Genomic DNA, 19,862 nt, shown 5'->3' on the forward strand with positions numbered 1-19,862 from the left:
GTACGGAGAGCACAGGACCATGACCGAGTACGACTATGTCGTCGTCGGGGGCGGCACCGCCGGTTCGGTGATCGCCTCCCGCCTCACCGAGAACCCGGACATCACCGTCGCTGTCATCGAGGGCGGACCCAGCGACGTCGGCCGGGACGACGTACTGACGCTGCGGCGCTGGATGGGGCTGCTCGGCGGCGAGCTCGACTACGACTACCCCACCACCGAACAACCCCGTGGAAACTCCCACATCCGTCACAGCCGGGCGCGCGTGCTCGGCGGCTGTTCGTCCCACAACACCCTCATCGCCTTCAAGCCGCTGCCGTCCGACTGGGACGAGTGGGCGGCGGCCGGTGCGGAAGGCTGGGACGCCGCGACGATGGACCCGTACTACGCCCGGCTGCGCAACAACATCGTCGCGGTCGACGAGGCCGACCGGAACGCCATTGCCCGCGACTTCGTGGACGCGGCGCAGACGGCGCTCGGCGTGCCGCGCGTCGAGGGCTTCAACAAGCAGCCCTTCCACGAGGGCGCCGGCTTCTTCGACCTCGCGTACCACCCGGAGAACAACAAGCGTTCCTCCGCGTCGGTCGCCTATCTGCATCCTTTCCTGGACCGGCCGAACCTGCATATCGCCCTGGAGACCTGGGCCTTCGAGCTGGAGCTGGACGGCGTGCGGGTGACCGGCGTACACGTGCGGAGCAAGGACGGCGAGGAGCGGCTCGTACGGGCGCGGCGCGAAGTCCTCGTCTGCGCCGGCGCGGTGGACACACCGCGGCTGCTGCTCCACTCCGGTATCGGGCCGCGGGCCGACCTGGAGAAGCTCGGCATCCCCGTCGTCCACGATCTGCCGGGCGTCGGCGAGAACCTGCTCGACCACCCCGAGTCGGTGATCGTGTGGGAGACGCACGGGCCGATACCCGAGAACTCGGCAATGGACAGCGACGCCGGTCTCTTCGTACGGCGCGACGCCGCGTCCGAGGGGCCCGATCTGATGTTCCACTTCTACCAGGTGCCCTTCACGGACAATCCGGAACGGCTCGGCTACGAGCGGCCCGCGCACGGTGTGTCGATGACGCCGAACATCCCCAAGCCGCGCAGCCGCGGCCGGCTCTTCCTGACCAGCCCGGACCCGCAGGTCAAGCCCGCGCTGGACTTCAGGTACTTCACGGATGAGGACGACTACGACGGGCGCACGCTCGTCGACGGGATCCGGCTGGCGCGGCAGATCGCGGCGCGCGAACCGCTGGCGGGCTGGCTGAAGCGGGAGGTGTGCCCGGGTCCCGAGGTGACCTCCGACGAGGAGATCAGCGAGTACGCGCGCAAGGTGGCGCACACGGTGTACCACCCGGCCGGGACCTGCCGCATGGGGGCATCCGGTGACGAACTGGCCGTAGTCGCACCGGACCTGAGGATCCGGGGGCTGCAGGGGATCCGGATCGCCGACGCGTCCGTCTTCCCGACCATGCCGGCCGTGAACCCGATGATCGGGGTCCTGATGGTCGGGGAGAAGTGCGCGGATCTGCTGACCGAGGGAGAGACCCGATGAAGCCCGTGACCACGCCCACGCCCGAGCCCGAGCCCGAGTCCGTGACGGAGTCCAAGGACGCGGCGACGTCCGTATCCACATCCGAGTCCATGACGACGCCCGAATCCGAGGCCGTGACCGTGTCCAAGCCAGAATCCGTGTCCAAGCCCGCATCAGATTCCGTGGCCGAGCCTGCGGCCGTGACCAAGTCCGAGTCCGCGGCCGCGACCAGGTCCGCGACCGAGAACCCCGAGTCCTCGGCCCCGGCGGAGGCGCCCGTTTTCCAGGTGCGCGACCTGTGGAAGGTCTTCGGGCCGAAGGCCGCCCGTATCCCGGGCGACGCCGAACTCGGCGCGCTCACCCCCGCCGAACTGCGTGAACGCACCGGCTGCACCGCCGCCGTACGTGATGTCTCCTTCGACGTCCGCAAGGGCGAGGTGTTCGTCGTCATGGGCCTGTCCGGCTCCGGCAAGTCCACGCTCGTGCGCTGTCTGACCCGGCTGATCGAGCCGACCTCCGGCTCGATCGCCATCGACGGTGAGGACGTCCTGTCCATGGACACCGCCCGGCTGCGCGAACTGCGCCGCCACCGCGCGTCCATGGTCTTCCAGCACTTCGGGCTGCTGCCGCACCGCTCGGTGCTCGACAACGTCGCCTACGGCCTGGAGATCCAGGGCCTGGGCAAGACCGCACGCCGGGCCCGGGCGGCGGAGGTCGTCGCCAAGGTGGGTCTGGAAGGTCTCGAGCACCGGCGTCCCGGGCAGCTGTCCGGCGGCCAGCAGCAGCGGGTGGGTCTGGCGCGGGCGCTCGCCGTCGACCCCGAGGTGATGCTGTTCGACGAGCCGTTCAGTGCGCTCGACCCGCTGATCCGCCGCGACATGCAGGAAGAGGTCGTCCGGCTGCACCGCGAGGAGGGCCGCACGATGGTCTTCATCACGCACGACCTGAGCGAGGCGCTCAAGCTGGGCGACCGTATCGCCTTGATGCGCGACGGCCGGATCGTCCAGCTCGGTACGCCCGAGGAGATCGTGGGCTCGCCGGCCGACGACTACGTACGGGACTTCGTCCGCGACGTGCCGCGCGAGCAGGTCATGACCGTGCGCAGGGCCATGCGGCCCGCGGACGGCACGGAGAGCGGGACGGGCCCGGCGCTCGCCCCCGACGCCACGGTCATCGAGGCGATCGAAGCGGTCGCCCGCACCGGGGAGAGCGCCCGCGTCGTACAGGACGGCCGCTGTCTGGGCGTCGTCGACCACGCGGGTCTGCTGAGGGTCGTCGCGGGCCTCGCCGCAACCGAGGGGGTGCCGGCGTGACCGCCGCCGTGACCGCTCCCGTAGCGGGTAGGACCCCCTCCCTCCGGGATCTCGCGCGGCATCCGGTCAAGGGCAAACTGCTCGTGCTCGCCGCGCTCGCGCTTGTGCTCGTCCCCCTCGGGATCGGGCTGTGGGGGAGCGGGAGCTGGCCCGCCGCGCTGACCGTCGACGTGTCGGGGCCGCTCGACGACGCCAACGCGTGGGTCATCGAGAACCGCGACACCCACCCCCTCTTCCTGTACTTCCTGCTGCATCTGTCCAACACCGCGACCGACGCCGTGAGCGGCGTCTACGACCTGCTGGACGCCATGGGCTTCACGGGTGTGCTCGCCGCCGGTGTGCTGTTCGCCTGGCGTGCCGCCGGCCTCGGCCGCAAGGGGATCAAGGTCGCGGCGACCGCGCTCGGGGCGTTCGCCGTGTGCGGGCTGCTCGGGATGTGGGACGCCACCCTGCTCACCATCGCGCTGATGGTCGTGTCCGTGGGCATCGCCGCGCTTCTCGGCGTGCTCATCGGGTTGGTGGCCGGGCTGTCCGACCGGGTCGACCGGGCGCTGCGGCCCCTGCTCGACACCATGCAGGTGCTGCCGGCCTTCGCGTATCTGCTCCCCTTCGTGCTGGTCTTCGGCACCGGCACGCCCGCGGCCCTGTTCTGCACCGTCATCTACGCCGCCCCGCCCATGGCCCGCCTCACCGCGCTCGGACTGCGCGGCGCCGACCCGGCCGTGCTGGAGGCGTCCGCGTCGCTCGGCGCGAGCCCGTGGCAGCGGCTGCGGACCGCCCGGCTGCCGCTCGCGCGCAAGCAGATGCTCCTCGGCCTCAACCAGACGATCATGATGGCGCTCTCCATGGTCGTCATCGCCGCCCTCGTCGGCGCCGGTGGCCTCGGCGAGGAGGTCTACTCGGCGCTGTCCACCGTGGACGTCGGCAAGGCGCTCGCCGCCGGTGTTCCGATCGTGCTGATCGCGATCTGGCTGGACCGTACGACGGCGGCCGCCGGTGACCGTATCGGCGACAGCACTCCGGGCGGCGGCCTGCTGCACGGCCGTTCGGCGTGGGCGCTGGTCCTCGCCTCGGTCGCGGCGGCGGTCCTGGCCCGGTTCGCCGTCGGCAAGGGCTGGCCGGAAGGCTGGACGTACGAGATCTCCACGCCCGTCAACAAGGCGCAGGAATGGGTCACCGAGAACCTCGCCTCCGGCATCCCCGTCCTCGGCGGCACCGAGGTCTGGTCCGAGCACTTCACGCTCTGGGTTCTCAACCCGCTGCGGGACGGCCTGACCTGGCTGCCGTGGTGGGCGGTGCTGCTGCTCGTGGCCGCCGTGGCCTGGCTGGTGGGCACCTGGGCGACCGCGCTGACCGCCACGGTCTCGATGTCGGCGATCGGGGCGCTCGGGGTGTGGACGAAGTCCCTCGACACGCTCTCCCAGGTGATGGCGGCACTGGTCGTCACACTGGTGCTCGGCGTGCTCGCGGGCGTTCTGTGCGCCCGTGCCGGTCGGCTGGAGCGCTGGCTGAGGCCCGTGCTCGACGCCATGCAGACCATGCCGCAGTTCGTGTATCTGATCCCGGTGGTCGCCCTGTTCGGCGTCACCCGCGCCTCGGCGATCATCGCGGCCGTCGTATACGCCTTGCCCGCGGTCGTACGCATCACCACCCAGGGCCTGCGCGAGGTCGACCCGGCGGCGATGGAGGCGGCGCGCTCGCTCGGCGCGTCCACCCGGCAGCAGCTCCTCCAGGTTCAGCTGCCGCTCGCCCGTCCCGCACTGCAACTCGCGGTCAACCAGGGTGTCGTGCTGGTGCTCGCCGTGGTCGTCGTCGGCGGCCTCGTCGGTGGCGGGGCGCTCGGCTACGACGTGGTCAAGGGCCTGTCGCGGGGCGAGATGGGCGTCGGTATGACGGCCGGTGTCGCGATCGTCTGCCTCGGACTCGTACTGGACCGGCTCACCCAGCCCGCCGCGGCCCGCCGCAGCCGCCGTCACTGACCCATCCCTCTCCCTCCCCTCTCACCACCATGGAGCATCATGCGAAACCGAACCCGCTTTGTGCGTACCGCCACCGCCGTCGTGGGCGCCCTCGGCGTCCTGTCGCTGAGCGCCTGCGGCGCCGCCGACACCGGCAAGAGCAAGGATGTCGGCGGCGAGAAGACCGTCAGACTGACCGTCCCGTCCTGGGTCGGGGCCCAGGCCAACACCGCCGTCGCCGCGCACATCCTGAAGAAGGAGCTCGGCTACACGGTCAAGACCCAGCAGATGGGCGAGGTGCTCGCGTGGGACGCGCTCTCCAAGGGCGACATCGACGCGATCATGGAGGACTGGGGGCACCCCAAGGAGGAGAAGCAGTACGTCGAGTCGAAGAAGACCGTCGTCAAGGGGGGCGATCTCGGGGTCGAGGGTCACATCGGCTGGTACGTGCCGAAGTACTACGCGGACGCGCACCCGGACGTCACCGACTGGAAGAACCTCAACAAGTACGCCAAGGACTTCCGGACGGCGGAGAGCGGTGACAAGGGCGAGATCCTGGAGGGCTCGCCGGACTACGTCACCAACGACGACGCGATCATCAAGAACCTCAAGCTGGACCTGAAGACGAACTACTCGGGTTCCGAGGCGGCGCAGATCACCGCGATCAAGAAGTACGCGAAGGCGAAGAAGCCCTTCCTGACGTACTGGTGGACGCCGCAGTGGCTGAACGAGCAGGTCGACATGGTCGAGGTCAAGCTGCCGGAGTACAAGGAAGGCTGCGACGCCGACCCGAAGAAGATCGCGTGCGCGTACCCGAAGACGCCGCTGCAGAAGTTCCTGAACGCGGACTTCGCCAAGAACGGCGGTCAGGCCGCTGAGTTCCTCAAGAACTTCAAGTGGACGACCGAGCAGCAGAACGAGGTCGCGCTGATGATCGCCGGACAGAAGATGTCGCCGGAGGCGGCCGCGGAGAAGTGGGTCCAGGAGAACGAGGCGACGTGGAAGGCGTGGCTCCCGAAGAAGTAGTGCCCGCACGGCCCACCTCAGGAGTTGCTCAACTCCCTTGAGAACCAAGGTGGATACGGCTGATGATCCCCACATGTTGCGACCTGGGAACAAGCAGGAACTGTCGGTGATCGTACTGCGCGACGCGGACGGCATCGCCGATGCCGTCCGCGCGGCGCTGGACAACGCCTCCGCGGACGAGCGCCCCGGGCTGGAGCGCGCCGCGGCGATCATCGCCGCAGCCGCCGCGGCGTCGGACGACGAACTGCGGGCCCGTTGGGTGCGCCGGCGCCTGGACGCGGCGGGCGTGGACGGGCCGGCCGACTCGGTTGCCGCGGTCAAGGCGCTTCGCGAGGCGGAGCGGAGCCTGAGCCTGAAGTCGGCCGTGACGCTGGCAAGGGCGGCGCAGGCCGCGGAGTCGGCCGGGACAGCGGGAGAGCACTCGGCATAAAGACGTCCGGCGCGACGTCTGCGCGGCCCGGCAGGCCCGCACGCAGTCGGCCCGGGACGCAACCGGCAGGGCCCGGACGTTACGTACAGGGGACCGGCCCCGGGACCGCACACCGCACCGGCCCCGGGACCGCACACCGCACCGGCCCCGGGACCGCACACCGCACCGGTCCCCGGAGCGGGAGTCGAACCGCTCCGGATCGGGCGGCCGGCCGGGCCCGGCCCGCACTCAGCCCCCGCCCGGCCCCGGCCGTCCGCCGCGCAGCTCGCGGGCGATGTCCTCCACCGCCGCCTGTGCGCGCCGCTGGAGACCCGGACCGAAGGTGATGCGGGTCGCCCCGAGCCGGCCCAGTTCCGCGACCGGCGGGTCCAACGCTTCCGCCACGACATTGATCGGGACGCCGGTCCCGGCGCGCAGCAACGGGAGATGGTCCACCGGCACGCGGATCGGGTACACGCAGTCCGCCCCGGCGGCGACGTACAGCCGGATGCGGGCGATCGTCTCGGCGGGGTCCGTCACGCCGCGCAGATATGTGTCCACCCTGGCGTTGACGAACAGCGCGTCGCCCGCCTCCGCACGTACGTCGGCCAGCCGGTCGGCCTGCCGCCGCGGATCCTCCAGGGCCGAGGTCGAGGAGTCGGAGTCCTCCAGATTGCAGCCGACCGCGCCCGACTCGAGGAGCCGCGCCACCAGCTCCTTCGCCGGCAGGCCGTAGCCCGCCTCGACATCGGCGGAGACGGGGACACCGACCGCCCGGACGATACGGGCCACGGCCGCGAACATCTCGCCTGCGGGCGTCCGGCCGTCCTCGTACCCCAGCGACGCCGAGACCCCCGCGCTCGGCGTCGCGAGAGCCGGGAAGCCCGCGTCCGCGAAGGCGCGGGCACTGGCCGCGTCCCACGGGCCCGGCAGTACGAGCGGATCATCGGCGTCCCGGCCGTGGTGCAGGGCGCGGAACGTCTCCACCTGGGTCGTCACCTCGCCGTCCCCTCAGCGCTTGGCAGAGCCGGGCGTGTAGTGGCCTGGCACCAGACGGGCGGTCACCCCGAACCGGTTCCATGCGTTGATCACGGTGATCGCCGAGATGAGATGGGCGAGTTCCTTCTCGTCGAAGTGCTCGGCCGCCCTCTCGTACACCGCGTCGGAGACGAAGCCTTCGGTCAGCACCGTCACCGCCTCCGTCAGCTCGATCGCCGCGAGCTCCTTCTCCGTGTAGAAGTGCCGGGACTCCTCCCACGCGCCGAGCTGGACGATCCGCTCCACCGACTCGCCCGCCGCGAGCGCGTCCTTGGTGTGCATGTCCAGGCAGAAGGCGCAGTGGTTGATCTGCGAGGCGCGGATCCTGACCAGTTCGAGCAGAACAGGATCGAGGTTCTGCCGGGCCGCCGTGTCCAGATTCAGCATGGCCTTGTAGACGTCGGGGGCGAGCGTGGCCCAGGCGATCCGGGGGCTGTGCGCAGGTGCGTTGCCCGTCCTGCCCGCGTGGTTCTGGTGCTGTGTCGTTGTCATGGCTACGACCGTAGGGGGATGGTGGCGCAGGAGTATGGTCCATTTCCATGACGAATTCCCGGGCCACTTCCGGCACGCTGGGCGCCGACCTTCATCTGGAACTGCGCGGAAAGGGACTGCGTACGGGCCTGATGGACGCGCTGCGGGAAGCCGTACGCGGCGGGCGGCTGGTTCCCGGCACCCGGCTGCCGTCCTCGCGCTCGCTCGCCGCGGACCTGGGCATCGCCCGCAACACCGTCGCCGACGCCTACGCCGAACTGGTCGCCGAGGGCTGGCTGACAGCACAGCAGGGCTCGGGGACACGGGTCGCCCGGCGGGCCGCGCCCCGCAGACCGGCGGCGGGCGCGAGCACGGCGGGGGCCCGGCCGGTCCGCGGCCGCCCCACCTACAGCCTGATGGCCGGCACCCCCGACCTTGCGGCCTTCCCGCGGGCCCAGTGGCTGGGGGCGGCCCGCCGGGCGCTGGCGGCCGCGCCCCACGAGGCCTTCGGATACGGCGAGCCGCGCGGCCGCGTCGAACTGCGGACCGTCCTCGCCGACTATCTGGCGCGGACGCGCGGTGTGTACGCGGACCCCGAGCGCATTGTGATCTGCTCCGGATTCGTGCACGGGCTGATGCTCATGGGGAAGGCGCTGCGGGCGCGGCGGGTTCGGGAGGTGGCCGTCGAGTCGTACGGGCTCGATGTGCACCGGACCCTGCTGGCCGAGGCCGGCCTGCGGACGCCCGCCGTGCCCCTCGACGACCACGGCACCCGCACCGGGACACTGGACGGGCTGAAGGGGGTGGGTGCGGTGCTGATGACGCCCGCACACCAGTTCCCGACAGGGGTCGCGCTGCACCCCGACCGGCGCGCGGCGGCCGTCGACTGGGCACGCGGCACGGGCGGTGTGATCCTGGAGGACGACTACGACGGGGAGTTCCGCTACGACCGCCGGCCGGTGGGCGCGCTGCAGGGCCTCGACCCGGAGCGGGTCGTCTACCTCGGTACGTCGAGCAAGTCGCTGGCGCCGGGGCTGAGGCTGGCCTGGATGGTGCTGCCCGAGCATCTGGTGGGGGAGGTGCTGGAGGCGAAGGGGCGCGTCGACTGGGTCTCCAGCGCGCTGGACCAGCTGACGCTGGCGGAGTTCATCGCGTCGGGGGCGTACGACCGGCATGTCCGGAGCATGCGGCTGCGCTACCGGCGCCGCCGAGACCACCTCGTGCGGCAACTGGCCGAACGCGCCCCGGACATCCGCGTCAGCGGGATCGCCGCGGGGCTGCACGCGATCCTCGAACTCCCGCCGGGCACCGAGCAGTCCGTGGTCCGCGCGGCGGCCTGGCGGGGCCTGGCCGTCGAGGGGGTCACCCGTTTCCGCCACCCGGACGCCCCGGCCGGCGGTGACGCGTCGGTCGTCGGTGATGCGTTGGTCGTCGGCTACGCGACCCCGCCGGACAGCGCATGGGCGGGCGCCCTGGACGCGCTCTGCGAGGCGCTGCCGTAGACCTCAGGGGCCCGGCCCGTCGGGCTCCTGCGTCCCCTGTGGCGCCGGTTCCGGTTCCGGCGCGGGACCCGGCGGCGCCGGCGGCTCGCCGAACCGGGCGAGGGCCAGCGCGCCCGCCACCGCCACCGCGAAGCCCGTGACCGCCAGCCAGGTCAGGCCCTCGCGGGTGCGGTCGCCCAGCCAGAGCACGCCCACCAGGGCCGGGCCGATCGTCTCGCCGATGACCAGGCCCGCGGTCGCCGTCGTCACCGAGCCGCGTTGCAGGGCCGAGGTGAGCAGCAGGAACGCCGCGCCGCCACCGATCAGCAGCGCATACAGCGCCACGTTGGTCAGTACCTCCGGAAGCGCCACCGTGTCGATCAGGCGGACCGAGACCTCGACCACGCCGAAGCCGAAGCCCGCACCGAGGCCCAGGACCAGGGCGCGGGGACGGCCGGGGAGCCGGCCCGCCAGCGCGCCGACCGCCAGCACGGCGAACGCCGTGCCCAGCATCGACCAGCGCAGCGCCGCGGAACCGGGTCGGTCGCCCTCCGGGCCCGAGGCAAGACCCAGCATCGCCAGTCCCACGCAGACCACGGCCACCGCCGCCCACTCGGCGCCGCTGAGGCGGACATGCAGCAGCCGGGAGGCGACCACGGCGGTGACGGCGAGGCTGGCCGCGAGCGCCGCGCTGACCGCGTAGATGGGCAGGGAGCGAAGGGCGACGATCTGCAGGACGAAGCCCAGGCCGTCCAGGGCGAGACCTGCGAGATAGCGCCACTGCCGCAGCGCCCGCAGCAGCAATGCCGCGTCGACTCCGGAGCCCGTGCCGGGCTCCGCGGTGCGGGCCGCGATCGCCTGCAGGACGGAGGCCGTGCCGAAGCAGACCGCGGAACCGAGAGCGCAGATCATCCCAATGAGCACAAAGGGACTGTAGATGAGTGGGGTTGGTGGACCCGGTTACTGGCGCGTGCGGCGGCCATCTAGTCTGTGGCCCGGCCGAACGGTCGGAGTTCGTACAGAGGTTCGTGAGTCACGAGGGACGGGAGGCGCCGGCTGATGGCGCGACGCAGGCTGAGGTCGGGCACCGTGGTGCTTGGTGGCGTGGGGGTGCTCGCAGCGACGCTCACGGCCTGCGGCTCCGAGCCGGACGAGCGGTGCGTGGATCCGGTGACCTATGAAGTGCTGCCGGACTACGAGTGCGACGACGACGGATCCAGCGGCGGCAGGTACTACTACGGCGGCCGGGTCAGCAGTGGCCGGGTCGAGGGCGGCAGCTTCGACAGGACCGCCGTCGACAGCGGCGGCTTCGGTGGCTCCAGCTCCGGCGGCGGCTGAGCGCGGGGCATACGCACCATGAAGCGTCACACCATCGAACCCCGTCCCGGCTGGCAGCAGATCGTCGAGGAGCAGGGCCTCGTCTACCCGCTGACCCGCTACCCCGACGGTTCCCTGCGTCCTTACTGGGACGAGAGCGCGTACTACGAGTTCTCGCTGCCCGAGGTCGAGGCGCTGGAAGAGGTTGTCGAAGAGCTGCACGCCATGTCGTTGGCCGCGGCGGCGCACATCGTCGAGCAGAACCGTTTCGGCGACCTCGGCATCACCGACCGGCGGCTGGCGGGACGGGTCGCCGAGTCCTGGCGGCGCAGGGATGAACTCCCTTCCGTGTACGGCCGGTTCGACCTGCGCTACGACGGCACCGGCCCCGCCAGGATGCTCGAGTACAACGCCGACACCCCCACCTCCCTGGTGGAGGCCGCGAGCCCGCAGTGGTTCTGGATGGAGGAGCGCTTCCCCGGCGCCGACCAGTGGAACTCCCTGCACGAGCGGCTCGTCGACGCCTGGAAACGGCAGGCCCCGCTGCTGCCGCCCGGCCCGCTCCACTTCGTCCACTCCGACGGTGACGAGCTGGGCGAGGACCTGATGACCGTCGCGTATCTGCGCGAGACCGCCCAGCAGGCCGGTATCGCCACCGAGGCGCTGTCCGTCGAACGGATCGGGTGGGACCGGCTCTCCGGACGCTTCGTCGACGACCGGCTGCGCTTCCTGCGCAGCTGCTTCAAGCTCTACCCGTGGGAGTGGCTGACCACCGACCGCTTCGGGCCGCATGTGCTCGACACGCTGGACAACGGCGGCGGCACCGGCACCACCTGCTGGATCGAGCCCGCCTGGAAGATGCTGCTGTCGAACAAGGCGCTGCTGGCGATCCTGTGGGAGCTGTATCCGGGGCACCCGAATCTGCTGCCCGCCTATCTCGACGGTCCACGCGAACTCGCTTCCGAGGGCGGCTATGTGGCCAAACCGCTGCTCGGCCGCGAGGGCGCCGGTGTCACGGTCCACGAGCCCGGCGGCCCGTCGGCCGTACGCGAAGAGGCCTGCTGCTACCAGGAGTTCGCCCCGCTGCCCGAGTTCGACGGCAACCGGGTGGTGCTCGGCGCATGGGTGGTCGAGGACGAGTCGGCGGGGCTCGGCATCCGGGAGTCTTCGGGGCTGATCACGGACGAATACGCCCGTTTCCTGCCCCATGTCATCCTCTGACCTGCCGACCTGCCGACCTGCCGACCTGCCGACCTGCCGACCTGCCGACCTGCCGACCGGGCTCAGTCGGCCAGCACGGCCCTGAGCTGGTCCAGCCCCCAGTCCAGGTCCTCCTTGCTGATGACCAGTGGTGGGGCGATCCGGATGGTGGAGCCGTGGGTGTCCTTGACCAGGACGCCGCGGTCCAACAGCTTCTCCGAGATCTCCCGGCCGGTGCCGTGACTCGGCACGATGTCGACGCCCGCCCACAGCCCACGGCCGCGCACCGCCTCCACCGCACCACCGCCCGCCAGCAGTCCCAGCTCATGGTGGAGATGCTCGCCCAGCTCGGTGGCGCGCTGCTGGAACTCGCCGGTGCGCAGCATCGCGATCACCTCCAGCGCGACCGCGCACGCCAGAGGATTGCCGCCGAACGTCGAGCCGTGCTCACCGGGCCTGTAGACGCCGAGGACCTCCTCCGACGAGACGACCGCCGACACCGGCACGACGCCACCGCCGAGCGCCTTGCCCAGCACATACATGTCCGGGACCACGCCCTCGTGCTCACAGGCGAACGTCTTCCCGGTCCGGCCGAGTCCCGACTGGATCTCGTCGGCGATGAACAGCACATTGCGCTCCCGGGTGATCTCCCGAACCCCTGCCAGATAGCCCGTCGGCGGCACCAGCACCCCCGCCTCGCCCTGGATCGGCTCCAGCAGCACGGCCACCGTGTTCGCCGACATGGCCGCGTCGAGCGCCGTGAGATCGCCGTACGGCACGATCTCGAAACCGGGTGTGTACGGGCCGAAGTCCGCCCGCGCCTCATGGTCGGTCGAGAAGCTGATGATCGTGGTCGTACGGCCGTGGAAGTTGTTCCCCGCGACGATGATCTTCGCCTGGCCCTGCGGTACACGCTTGACCAGGTAGCCCCACTTCCGGGCCGTCTTCACGGCGGTCTCCACCGCCTCCGTCCCGGTGTTCATCGGCAGCACCATGTCCATGCCGCACAGGGCCGCGAGCTGTGTGCAGAAGTCCCCGAACCGGTCGTGGTGGAAGGCACGGGAGGTGAGCGTGACCCGCTCCAGCTGCGCCTTGGCGGCGTCGATCAGCCGGCGGTTCCCATGGCCGAAGTTGAGCGCCGAGTACCCGGCCAGCATGTCGAGGTAGCGGCGTCCTTCGACATCGGTCATCCAGGCGCCGTCCGCCGAGGCGACGACGACCGGCAGGGGGTGGTACGTGTGCGCACTGTGCGCCTCGGCGGAGGCGATGGCAGATGTCGTGGTCGACACGGGTTCTCCGATCGTCGGGACAGACCATCCGGCGTGGGGGCGGGGTGGTGCCCCTGTTTCTATCGTCGCTCGCAGGGTGGACGGAGAAACCTCGAGTCCGGCGTGGCCGTTAGTGTGGGCAGTGCGCACGGCGACCGGCGTACGGGGAAGTGACCTCGAGGAAGCCGTGCGAGGGCAGCGCGAGGTGCCGACCTCCCCGTGGCCTTCGCACGGGAGGTGCCGCCAGGCGCCCCGGACCACGACCGGCACCGACGGATCGCCCCGGAGGACACCCATGACCCTTCCCCTGTCGCATCCCGCACTCACCGCGACCGACCCCGAGCTCGCCGCACTCATCGGCGCCGAGGAACAGCTCCAGGCCGAGACCCTGCGGCTGATCCCCAGCGAGAACTATGTCTCCAGGGCGGTGCTGGAAGCCTCCGGCACCGTGCTGCAGAACAAGTACAGCGAGGGCTACCCGGGCCGCCGCTACTACGAGGGCCAGCAGAACATCGACCAGGTCGAACGGCTCGCCGTCGCCCGCGCCAAGGCCCTCTTCGGCGTCGAGCACGCCAATGTCCAGCCCTACTCCGGCTCCCCGGCCAACCTCGCCGTGTATCTCGCCTTCGCCGAGCCCGGCGACGCCGTGATGGGCATGGCCCTGCCCATGGGCGGCCACCTCACCCACGGCTGGGGCGTCTCCGCCACCGGCACCTGGTTCCGCGGCGTCCAGTACGGCGTGCGCAAGGAAACCGGCCTCGTCGACTTCGACGAGGTGCGCGAACTGGCCCTCAAGGAGCGGCCCAAGGTCATCTTCTGCGGTGGCACCGCGCTGCCCCGCACCATCGACTTCGCCGCCTTCGCGGAGATCGCCCGCGAGTCCGGTGCGGTCCTGGTGGCCGACGTCGCCCATATCGCGGGCCTGATCGCCGGCGGCGCCCATCCCTCGCCGGTGCCGCACGCCGACGTCATCTCCACCACCACCCACAAGACCCTGCGCGGGCCGCGCGGCGCCATGCTGATGTCCCGTGAGGAGCACGCCAAGGCCCTCGACAAGGCAGTCTTCCCCGGCCTTCAGGGCGGCCCGCACAACCAGACCACGGCGGCCATCGCCGTCGCCCTCCACGAGGCGGCCCAGCCCTCCTTCCGCAGCTATGCGCAGTCGGTGGTCGCCAATGCCAAGGCACTCGCCGACGAGCTGCTCGCCCGCGGCTTCGACCTGGTGTCGGGCGGCACCGACAACCACCTGATCCTGATGGACCTCACTCCCAAGGAGGTGCCCGGCAAGGTGGCGGCCAAGGCACTCGACCGGGCAGGGATCGTCGTCAACTACAACACCGTCCCCTACGACCCGAGGAAGCCGTTCGACCCTTCGGGCATCCGGATCGGCACCCCCTCCCTCACCTCGCGCGGCCTCGGCACCGAGCACATGGCCTCCGTCGCCGACTGGATCGACCGCGGTGTGACGGCCGCCGGCACCGGTGACGAGGACGCACTGACCGCCATCCGCGCCGAGGTCGGCGAGCTGATGGCCGCCTACCCCGCTCCCGGCCTGGCCGGCTGACCGGCCGCCGGACCTGCCGCGCTGCCGCGCCGCGCCTGGCCGTCGGCGCCTGATCAGGCGCAGGGCCCGGAACACCGTCCGGTTCGGGGCCCGCCCTGGTCGCCGTCGGCCGTCAGCGGCCAGCCGTCCAGCAGTTGCCGGCGCGGTCCGCTCTCGCGCTCCTTGCCGCGCCCGCCGAACGGCGGGCGCGGCAGCCGGGCCGCCAGCGGTCGCAGGGCCAGTCCCACAACCGCACCGGCCGCCAGTCCCGGTATCGCCCACCACCAGCCGGTCGCAGCGCCCGCCTTCGCCCGGGCATCCGTGTCGCCCCCGGAAGCCGTCACAGGCTGCTGTTCCTCGGCCGTCGTCCGCTCCTTCGGGTCCGTGTCCGCGGACGTGGCGTCCTGGTCCTGGTCCGATCCCGGCAGAAGGCCCGACTCGTCGATGTCATGGACCGCCTTGCCCAGCACGCCCAGCTTCGCGAGCAGCTCGTGCAGCACCCGCGGGGCAGGCGCCCTGTGCCAGGTGCCCTGCCGGGTCCCCGTGTCCATCGAGGTGTGGATCCATATCGCCTGGTCGGGCCGCTCGCCCACATACACCTGGTCCAGCCGCCAGGGCTGCACGTCGTGGACCATCCACGTCACATTGAGCTGCCGCATCCCCGCCGCGCGGTCCAGCGACGGCTGACTGTCCGGGCCGCCCGAGGTGTCCCGCCGGTCGTCATTGACCCCCAGCAGCGCCTTGAGCGACTCGTAATCCCCGTCCGAGTAGTAGAGCCCGGCGGCCTCCTCGCTCTCCGGAGAGGTGATCAGCACGCTCGTCGGCCCGCCGGCCACCGCGGCCGGCGCGAACACCCAGGTCAGTGCAAGCACCGTCGCGAGTGCAGCAAGTCGTCGTAGCAGTCGCATACTTCCCCCTGCCGACATCCGGTACGGCCCCTCCGTACCGGGTCACCTCTGGTACACCGCCCGACGGCTTCGGGTTCCCCGTCGGCGAGAAGAATCCTCAGTGCGTGGACCCGGCGATGTCAGTGCGTGGACCCGGCGATGTCCGTGGCCCTTTGCAGCGACGCCACGCCCTCGAGCCGCAGCGTCGTCCGCGCGTCCTCGCTCGTCCACAGCAGCGTGGGACCCGCCGTGCGCTCGTCCCGCACCCAGTCATTGCCGCGGGCGTCGGTCATCCCGAACCGCAGCAGATGGGGCTCGGCGAACCACAGCCCGGTCCGGACCTCCGCCCCGCCCCCGGCCGCTGTCCCGGAACCGCTGTCCAGCGTCACCCACCGCGGCATGAGCCGCGCCTGCTTGACGAAGCCGGGGTCGAGCCGTGCCGCGAACTCGTCCAGCCGGACCGTACGCCCGCCCTCGCTCCAGCACAGGCTCACCACCGACCGCCCCTCGGGGCCCACGGTCACCGAGACCGCGTCCGGCGCACGCAGAGCGCCCGGCACCCGCGGCCGGAAGCCCACCCGCCGCTCCGCCTCCGCCAGGGAGACCGGGGCATGGCACCACGGCACCGCTGCCCCCGCCCGCGGCGGGGCCGAGGGGTCGTAACGCACCTCGACGCCGCCGAAGCCGAACCAGTCGGCCACCGCCGCCCGCACGGGCGGCGTGAGCACCAGCACCACCAGCACACCGGACAGGCTGATCGACAGCACCCGCCACCGTCTGATCAGCCACCGCACGGCCCGGCGGGCCCGCCCGGGCGCGGGCACCGCAGGCGTCGGGACCCGATCGGCGAGGAGCTGTGCCAGCACCCGCTCGGCCATGGTCCCGCCGTCGACATCCGGGATCCTGATCCCGTGCCCCAGCCCGCGCAGCTCTTCGGCCAGCGCCTCGTGGTCCGGGCCGCCGGGCGCCGCCCCGTCCCCCCGTCGCTCTTCCTCACTCACGCTCCTCACCTCCTTCCGTACTCCGACCGCCTATGAGCTGCTCCAGCTTCGTCAGGGCGCGCTTCAGCCGGGATTTCACCGTGCCACGCGGGCAGCCCAGCGCCTCGGCCGTCTCCGCCTCGTCCATCTCCAGCAGATAGCGGTAGGTGACGACCTGCCGCTGCTCCTCGCTCAGCTCGCCCAGCGCGGCCAGCAGCAGCCCGCGCCGCTCCCCGGCCACCGCCGCCACCGCCGGATCCGCCGATTCGGGTATCAGCGGCTCGGGCCCGAGCATCAGCGCCTCCCGCCCGGCGAGCGCCCGTAGCCGCCCCGCGGAGCGCACTGTGTTCCTCGTCTCATTGGCGACGATCCGTAGCAACCAGGGACGAAAGGCCGCGCCGTCCCGGAACCGCCCCAGTGCTTGGTAGGCCTTGAGGAAGGCGCTCTGCACCACGTCCTCCGCATCCGCGCCCGCCCCGAACGCGACGGCGGCCCGCAGCGCAACCGCCGTGTGGGCGCGGACCAGCTCCGCGTACGCCTCCGGCTCTCCGGCGCGCACCCGGGCGATCACCGCGTCCTCGTCTACGGCGATGCGGCCCCCCTCCAGGGGTCCCCTCCCGCGTCCTCACACCTTTCATACACCGGCGGCCGGAGTTCGGTTCCGCACCTGAGACAATGAAACACATGGCCTCAGACCGACCCCGCGCGCTCTCCGGTATCCAGCCCACAGCCGGTTCGTTCCACCTCGGGAACTACCTCGGTGCGATCCGCCAGTACGTGGCGCTGCAAGAGACGCACGACGCGTTCTACATGGTCGTGGACCTGCACGCGATCACCGTGCCGCAGGACCCGGCAGCGCTGCGCGCCAACACCCGGCTCGCCGCCGCCCAGCTGCTCGCCGCGGGCCTCGACCCGGAGCGCTGCACGCTCTTCGTCCAGAGCCATGTCCCCGAGCACGCGCAGCTCGGCTGGGTGATGAACTGCCTCACCGGCTTCGGCGAGGCCTCCCGGATGACGCAGTTCAAGGACAAGTCGGCCAAGCAGGGTGCCGACCGGGCCACCGTCGGCCTGTTCACGTACCCGATCCTCCAGGTCGCCGACATCCTGCTGTACCAGGCCGACGCCGTGCCGGTCGGTGAGGACCAGCGCCAGCACGTCGAGCTCACCCGGGACCTTGCCGAGCGTTTCAACGGCCGCTTCGGCGAGACCTTCACCGTCCCCGTGCCGCACATCGTCAAGGAGGTCGCCAAGATCTACGACCTCCAGGACCCGTCGATCAAGATGAGCAAGTCGGCCTCGGCGCCCAAGGGCCTGATCAACCTGCTCGACGAGCCGAAGACCACCGCGAAGAAGGTGAAGAGCGCGGTCACCGACACCGACACCGTGATCCGCTTCGACGCGGCGGAGAAGCCCGGCGTGAGCAATCTCCTCACCATCTACTCCACCCTCACGGGTACGGCCATCGCCGATCTGGAGCAGCAGTACGAGGGCAAGGGCTACGGTGCGCTCAAGACGGACCTCGCCGAGGTGATGGTGGAGTTCGTCACTCCGTTCCGCACCCGTACGCAGGAATATCTGGACGACACCGAGACGCTTGACTCGATCCTGGCCAAGGGCGCGGAGAAGGCGCGCGCCGTAGCAGCGGAAACGCTGGCCGCCGCCTACGACCGGGTGGGTTTCCTGCCGGCCAAGCACTGAGCCGGGGAAGGGCCTTCGCAAGAGGCCCGGGCCGGGGTCCGAGGACCTGTGTCCAAGGCCTCTGGCCGAACCGGCGGTGCAGCCGCCACACTGGCGGCTGCACACCTGTCCACCTTTTTGTACCGAGGCTGAGGAGAACGATGTGGGGACCGTAACGCTCGGCGTTTCGATCGCGGTCCCGGAGCCCTACGGCAGCCTGCTCCAGGAGCGGCGCGCGGGCTTCGGGGATCCCGCCGCGCACGGTATTCCGACCCACATCACCCTCCTGCCGCCCACCGAGGTCGACTCCGCGCGGCTGCCCGCGATCGAGGCGCACCTAGCCGCTGTCGCCGCGGCCGGCCGGCCCTTCCCGATGCGGCTCTGCGGTACGGGCACCTTCCGCCCGCTCTCGCCCGTCGTCTTCGTCCAGGTCGTCGAGGGCGGGGCGGCGTGCACCTGGCTGCAGAAGCGTGTACGGGACGCCTCCGGGCCACTGGTGCGAGAGCTGCAGTTCCCGTATCACCCGCATGTGACCGTGGCGCACGGCATCGCCGACGAGCTGATGGACCGGGCGTACGAGGAGCTGGCCGACTATCGGGCGGAGTGGACCTGCGCCTCCTTCGCGCTGTACGAGCAGGGGCCGGACGCCGTGTGGCGCCAGATCCACGAGTACGCGTTCGGGGGCGGTATCGGGGGCGTCCCCGCCCAGGGCGCGCCGGTCGACGAGCCCGCCGCGACCATCTGACGCACCCCGGCCCGCGACCGTCCGGCGCACCCGGTCACGGGCGCCTGACGCACCATGTCGCACGGGCGCCCCGTCGAACGGGCGCCCGACGCATCTCGTCAGACGGGCAGCCGACGGAACAGCGCGCGCGGCAGATGCCGCAGCGCCGACATCACCACCCGCAGGACCCCGGGCACCCACACCGTCTCCGAGCCGCGCCGCAGTCCCAGCTCCACAGCGAGGGCGACCTGCTCGGGTGTGGTGGACAGGGGCGCCTGGGCGGTCCCTGCCGTCTTCGCGGTCCGTACGGATCCGGGCCGTACGACCATCACTCGCACCCCTGTCCCCTCCAGTGCGTCACCCAGCCCCTGCGCGAAGGCGTCCAGGCCCGCCTTGCTGGAGCCGTAGATGAAGTCCGCGCGCCGGGCTCGCTCGCCGGCGACCGAGGACAGCACCACCAGCGAGCCGTACCCCTGGTGCTCCAGCGCGCCCGCGCACACCAGTCCGGCCGAGACCGCGCCGGTGTAGTTGGTCTGCGCGACCCGCACTGCCGCGGGCGGGTCTGCCTCGTCGCGAGCCTGGTCGCCGGGGACTCCGAAGGCGAGCAGCACCATGTCGATGCCGCCCTCCGCGAAGATCTTGCCCAGCGTCTCCTCGTGCGTGTCGCAGTCCAGTGCGTCGAACTCGGCGATCCGCACCTCGGCACCGAGCGTGCGCAGATGGGCCGCGGCCGCTTCCAGGCCCGGTGACGGCCGTCCGGCCAGCCAGACGGTGCGGGTGCGGCGGGTGATCAGACGGCGGGCGACGGCCAGGCCGATCTCCGAAGTGCCGCCGAGGACCAGCAGCGACTGCGGGAGGGACCGAGGCAGCGCCCGAGGCGTCGACCGGGGGGTGGCCCGAGGCACGGGCTGGGACTGTGTCACGGGCTGAGGCACGGGCTGTGGGAGGAACTGCGGGAGGAACTTCGGGATACCGGCGGGGTCGATGCCGTGGGTGTCCTTCATGGCAGAGGTGCTCCTGGGGAAGGCGGCCGGTGGATCGCCTGACCGTA

At 71.5% G+C, this 19,862-nt stretch carries 19 protein-coding genes; 11 read left to right on the plus strand and 8 right to left on the minus strand.

All coding sequences use genetic code 11. The features are described 5' to 3' along the window. Positions 1 to 19: 19 nt before the first annotated feature. The 5 genes from ACFYWI_RS04390 to ACFYWI_RS04410 all read left to right on the plus strand — a co-directional run bounded on the left by ACFYWI_RS04390 (position 20) and on the right by ACFYWI_RS04410 (position 6,246). Positions 20 to 1,540, plus strand: coding sequence for a GMC family oxidoreductase (locus ACFYWI_RS04390; protein WP_389224987.1), 1,521 nt, complete (start codon positions 20 to 22; stop codon positions 1,538 to 1,540). Beyond that, positions 1,537 to 2,832 (plus strand): betaine/proline/choline family ABC transporter ATP-binding protein, encoded by a 1,296-nt coding sequence (locus tag ACFYWI_RS04395; protein WP_389224989.1) that lies wholly within the window; start codon positions 1,537 to 1,539, stop codon positions 2,830 to 2,832. Before ACFYWI_RS04390 ends, ACFYWI_RS04395 begins: the two co-directional genes overlap by 4 nt. Then, positions 2,829 to 4,811, plus strand: a complete 1,983-nt coding sequence (locus ACFYWI_RS04400) for an ABC transporter permease subunit (protein ID WP_389224991.1) — start codon at positions 2,829 to 2,831, stop codon at positions 4,809 to 4,811. The genes ACFYWI_RS04395 and ACFYWI_RS04400 overlap by 4 nt, the downstream gene beginning before the upstream one ends. A 39-nt stretch (positions 4,812 to 4,850) precedes the next feature. After that, the gene (locus ACFYWI_RS04405; protein ID WP_389224993.1) at positions 4,851 to 5,816 is read left to right on the plus strand and encodes a glycine betaine ABC transporter substrate-binding protein; all 966 of its coding nucleotides are present in this window, start codon (positions 4,851 to 4,853) and stop codon (positions 5,814 to 5,816) included. 73 nt (positions 5,817 to 5,889) lie between these two features. Beyond that, positions 5,890 to 6,246 (plus strand): hypothetical protein, encoded by a 357-nt coding sequence (locus tag ACFYWI_RS04410; protein ID WP_389224995.1) that lies wholly within the window; start codon positions 5,890 to 5,892, stop codon positions 6,244 to 6,246. A 228-nt stretch (positions 6,247 to 6,474) separates the two neighbouring features. On the opposite strand, the gene ACFYWI_RS04415 is transcribed toward ACFYWI_RS04410, so the two are convergent. After that, on the minus strand, positions 6,475 to 7,224 hold the full coding sequence (locus tag ACFYWI_RS04415; protein ID WP_389224997.1) for an isocitrate lyase/phosphoenolpyruvate mutase family protein: 750 nt from the start codon (positions 7,222 to 7,224) through the stop codon (positions 6,475 to 6,477). A gap of 12 nt (positions 7,225 to 7,236) precedes the next feature. Next, on the minus strand, positions 7,237 to 7,755 hold the full coding sequence (locus ACFYWI_RS04420; protein ID WP_389224999.1) for a carboxymuconolactone decarboxylase family protein: 519 nt from the start codon (positions 7,753 to 7,755) through the stop codon (positions 7,237 to 7,239). A gap of 47 nt (positions 7,756 to 7,802) precedes the next feature. On the opposite strand from ACFYWI_RS04420, the gene ACFYWI_RS04425 reads away from it, so the two are divergent. After that, the gene (locus ACFYWI_RS04425; protein ID WP_389225001.1) at positions 7,803 to 9,236 is read left to right on the plus strand and encodes a PLP-dependent aminotransferase family protein; all 1,434 of its coding nucleotides are present in this window, start codon (positions 7,803 to 7,805) and stop codon (positions 9,234 to 9,236) included. A 3-nt stretch (positions 9,237 to 9,239) separates the two neighbouring features. Here ACFYWI_RS04425 and ACFYWI_RS04430 read toward each other — a convergent pair whose 3' ends face one another. After that, positions 9,240 to 10,127 (minus strand): hypothetical protein, encoded by an 888-nt coding sequence (locus ACFYWI_RS04430; protein ID WP_389225229.1) that lies wholly within the window; start codon positions 10,125 to 10,127, stop codon positions 9,240 to 9,242. 147 nt (positions 10,128 to 10,274) lie between these two features. Here ACFYWI_RS04430 and ACFYWI_RS04435 point away from each other — a divergent pair, with 147 nt between their 5' ends. Further along, positions 10,275 to 10,553 (plus strand): hypothetical protein, encoded by a 279-nt coding sequence (locus tag ACFYWI_RS04435; RefSeq protein WP_389225003.1) that lies wholly within the window; start codon positions 10,275 to 10,277, stop codon positions 10,551 to 10,553. An 18-nt stretch (positions 10,554 to 10,571) separates the two neighbouring features. Then, entirely contained in the window at positions 10,572 to 11,753 is a 1,182-nt protein-coding gene (locus ACFYWI_RS04440; RefSeq protein WP_389225005.1) for a glutathionylspermidine synthase family protein, read from the plus strand. Positions 11,754 to 11,815: 62 nt separating this feature from the next. Here ACFYWI_RS04440 and rocD read toward each other — a convergent pair whose 3' ends face one another. Beyond that, positions 11,816 to 13,021, minus strand: a complete 1,206-nt coding sequence (gene rocD / locus ACFYWI_RS04445; RefSeq protein WP_389225007.1) for an ornithine--oxo-acid transaminase — start codon at positions 13,019 to 13,021, stop codon at positions 11,816 to 11,818. Positions 13,022 to 13,295: 274 nt separating this feature from the next. Between rocD and glyA the strand changes: the two genes are divergently transcribed. Then, complete coding sequence (gene glyA / locus ACFYWI_RS04450) at positions 13,296 to 14,564, plus strand: serine hydroxymethyltransferase (RefSeq protein ID WP_389225009.1); 1,269 nt, start codon at positions 13,296 to 13,298, stop codon at positions 14,562 to 14,564. 53 nt (positions 14,565 to 14,617) lie between these two features. Here glyA and ACFYWI_RS04455 read toward each other — a convergent pair whose 3' ends face one another. From ACFYWI_RS04455 to ACFYWI_RS04465, 3 genes are all read right to left on the minus strand, one after another. Then, positions 14,618 to 15,415 carry a hypothetical protein gene (locus ACFYWI_RS04455; protein ID WP_389225011.1) on the minus strand — a complete coding sequence of 266 codons (798 nt, stop codon included), beginning with the start codon at positions 15,413 to 15,415 and terminating at the stop codon, positions 14,618 to 14,620. Between the two features lie 155 nt (positions 15,416 to 15,570). Then, on the minus strand, positions 15,571 to 16,431 hold the full coding sequence (locus ACFYWI_RS04460) for a hypothetical protein (RefSeq protein ID WP_389225013.1): 861 nt from the start codon (positions 16,429 to 16,431) through the stop codon (positions 15,571 to 15,573). Continuing rightward, the gene (locus ACFYWI_RS04465) at positions 16,424 to 16,981 is read right to left on the minus strand and encodes an RNA polymerase sigma factor (RefSeq protein WP_389225015.1); all 558 of its coding nucleotides are present in this window, start codon (positions 16,979 to 16,981) and stop codon (positions 16,424 to 16,426) included. The genes ACFYWI_RS04460 and ACFYWI_RS04465 overlap by 8 nt, the downstream gene beginning before the upstream one ends. A 113-nt stretch (positions 16,982 to 17,094) precedes the next feature. Between ACFYWI_RS04465 and trpS the strand changes: the two genes are divergently transcribed. Both trpS and ACFYWI_RS04475 read left to right on the plus strand, forming a co-directional pair. After that, positions 17,095 to 18,108: a tryptophan--tRNA ligase gene (trpS, locus tag ACFYWI_RS04470; RefSeq protein ID WP_389225017.1), complete on the plus strand. Its 1,014-nt coding sequence runs from the start codon at positions 17,095 to 17,097 to the stop codon at positions 18,106 to 18,108. A 142-nt stretch (positions 18,109 to 18,250) separates the two neighbouring features. Then, positions 18,251 to 18,832: a 2'-5' RNA ligase family protein gene (locus ACFYWI_RS04475; RefSeq protein WP_389225019.1), complete on the plus strand. Its 582-nt coding sequence runs from the start codon at positions 18,251 to 18,253 to the stop codon at positions 18,830 to 18,832. Positions 18,833 to 18,930: 98 nt separating this feature from the next. On the opposite strand, the gene ACFYWI_RS04480 is transcribed toward ACFYWI_RS04475, so the two are convergent. Then, complete coding sequence (locus ACFYWI_RS04480) at positions 18,931 to 19,815, minus strand: decaprenylphospho-beta-D-erythro-pentofuranosid-2-ulose 2-reductase (RefSeq protein WP_389225021.1); 885 nt, start codon at positions 19,813 to 19,815, stop codon at positions 18,931 to 18,933. Positions 19,816 to 19,862: the final 47 nt, after the last annotated feature.

This window comes from Streptomyces sp. NPDC002889 (assembly GCF_042888425.1).
Lineage (GTDB): Bacteria > Actinomycetota > Actinomycetes > Streptomycetales > Streptomycetaceae > Streptomyces.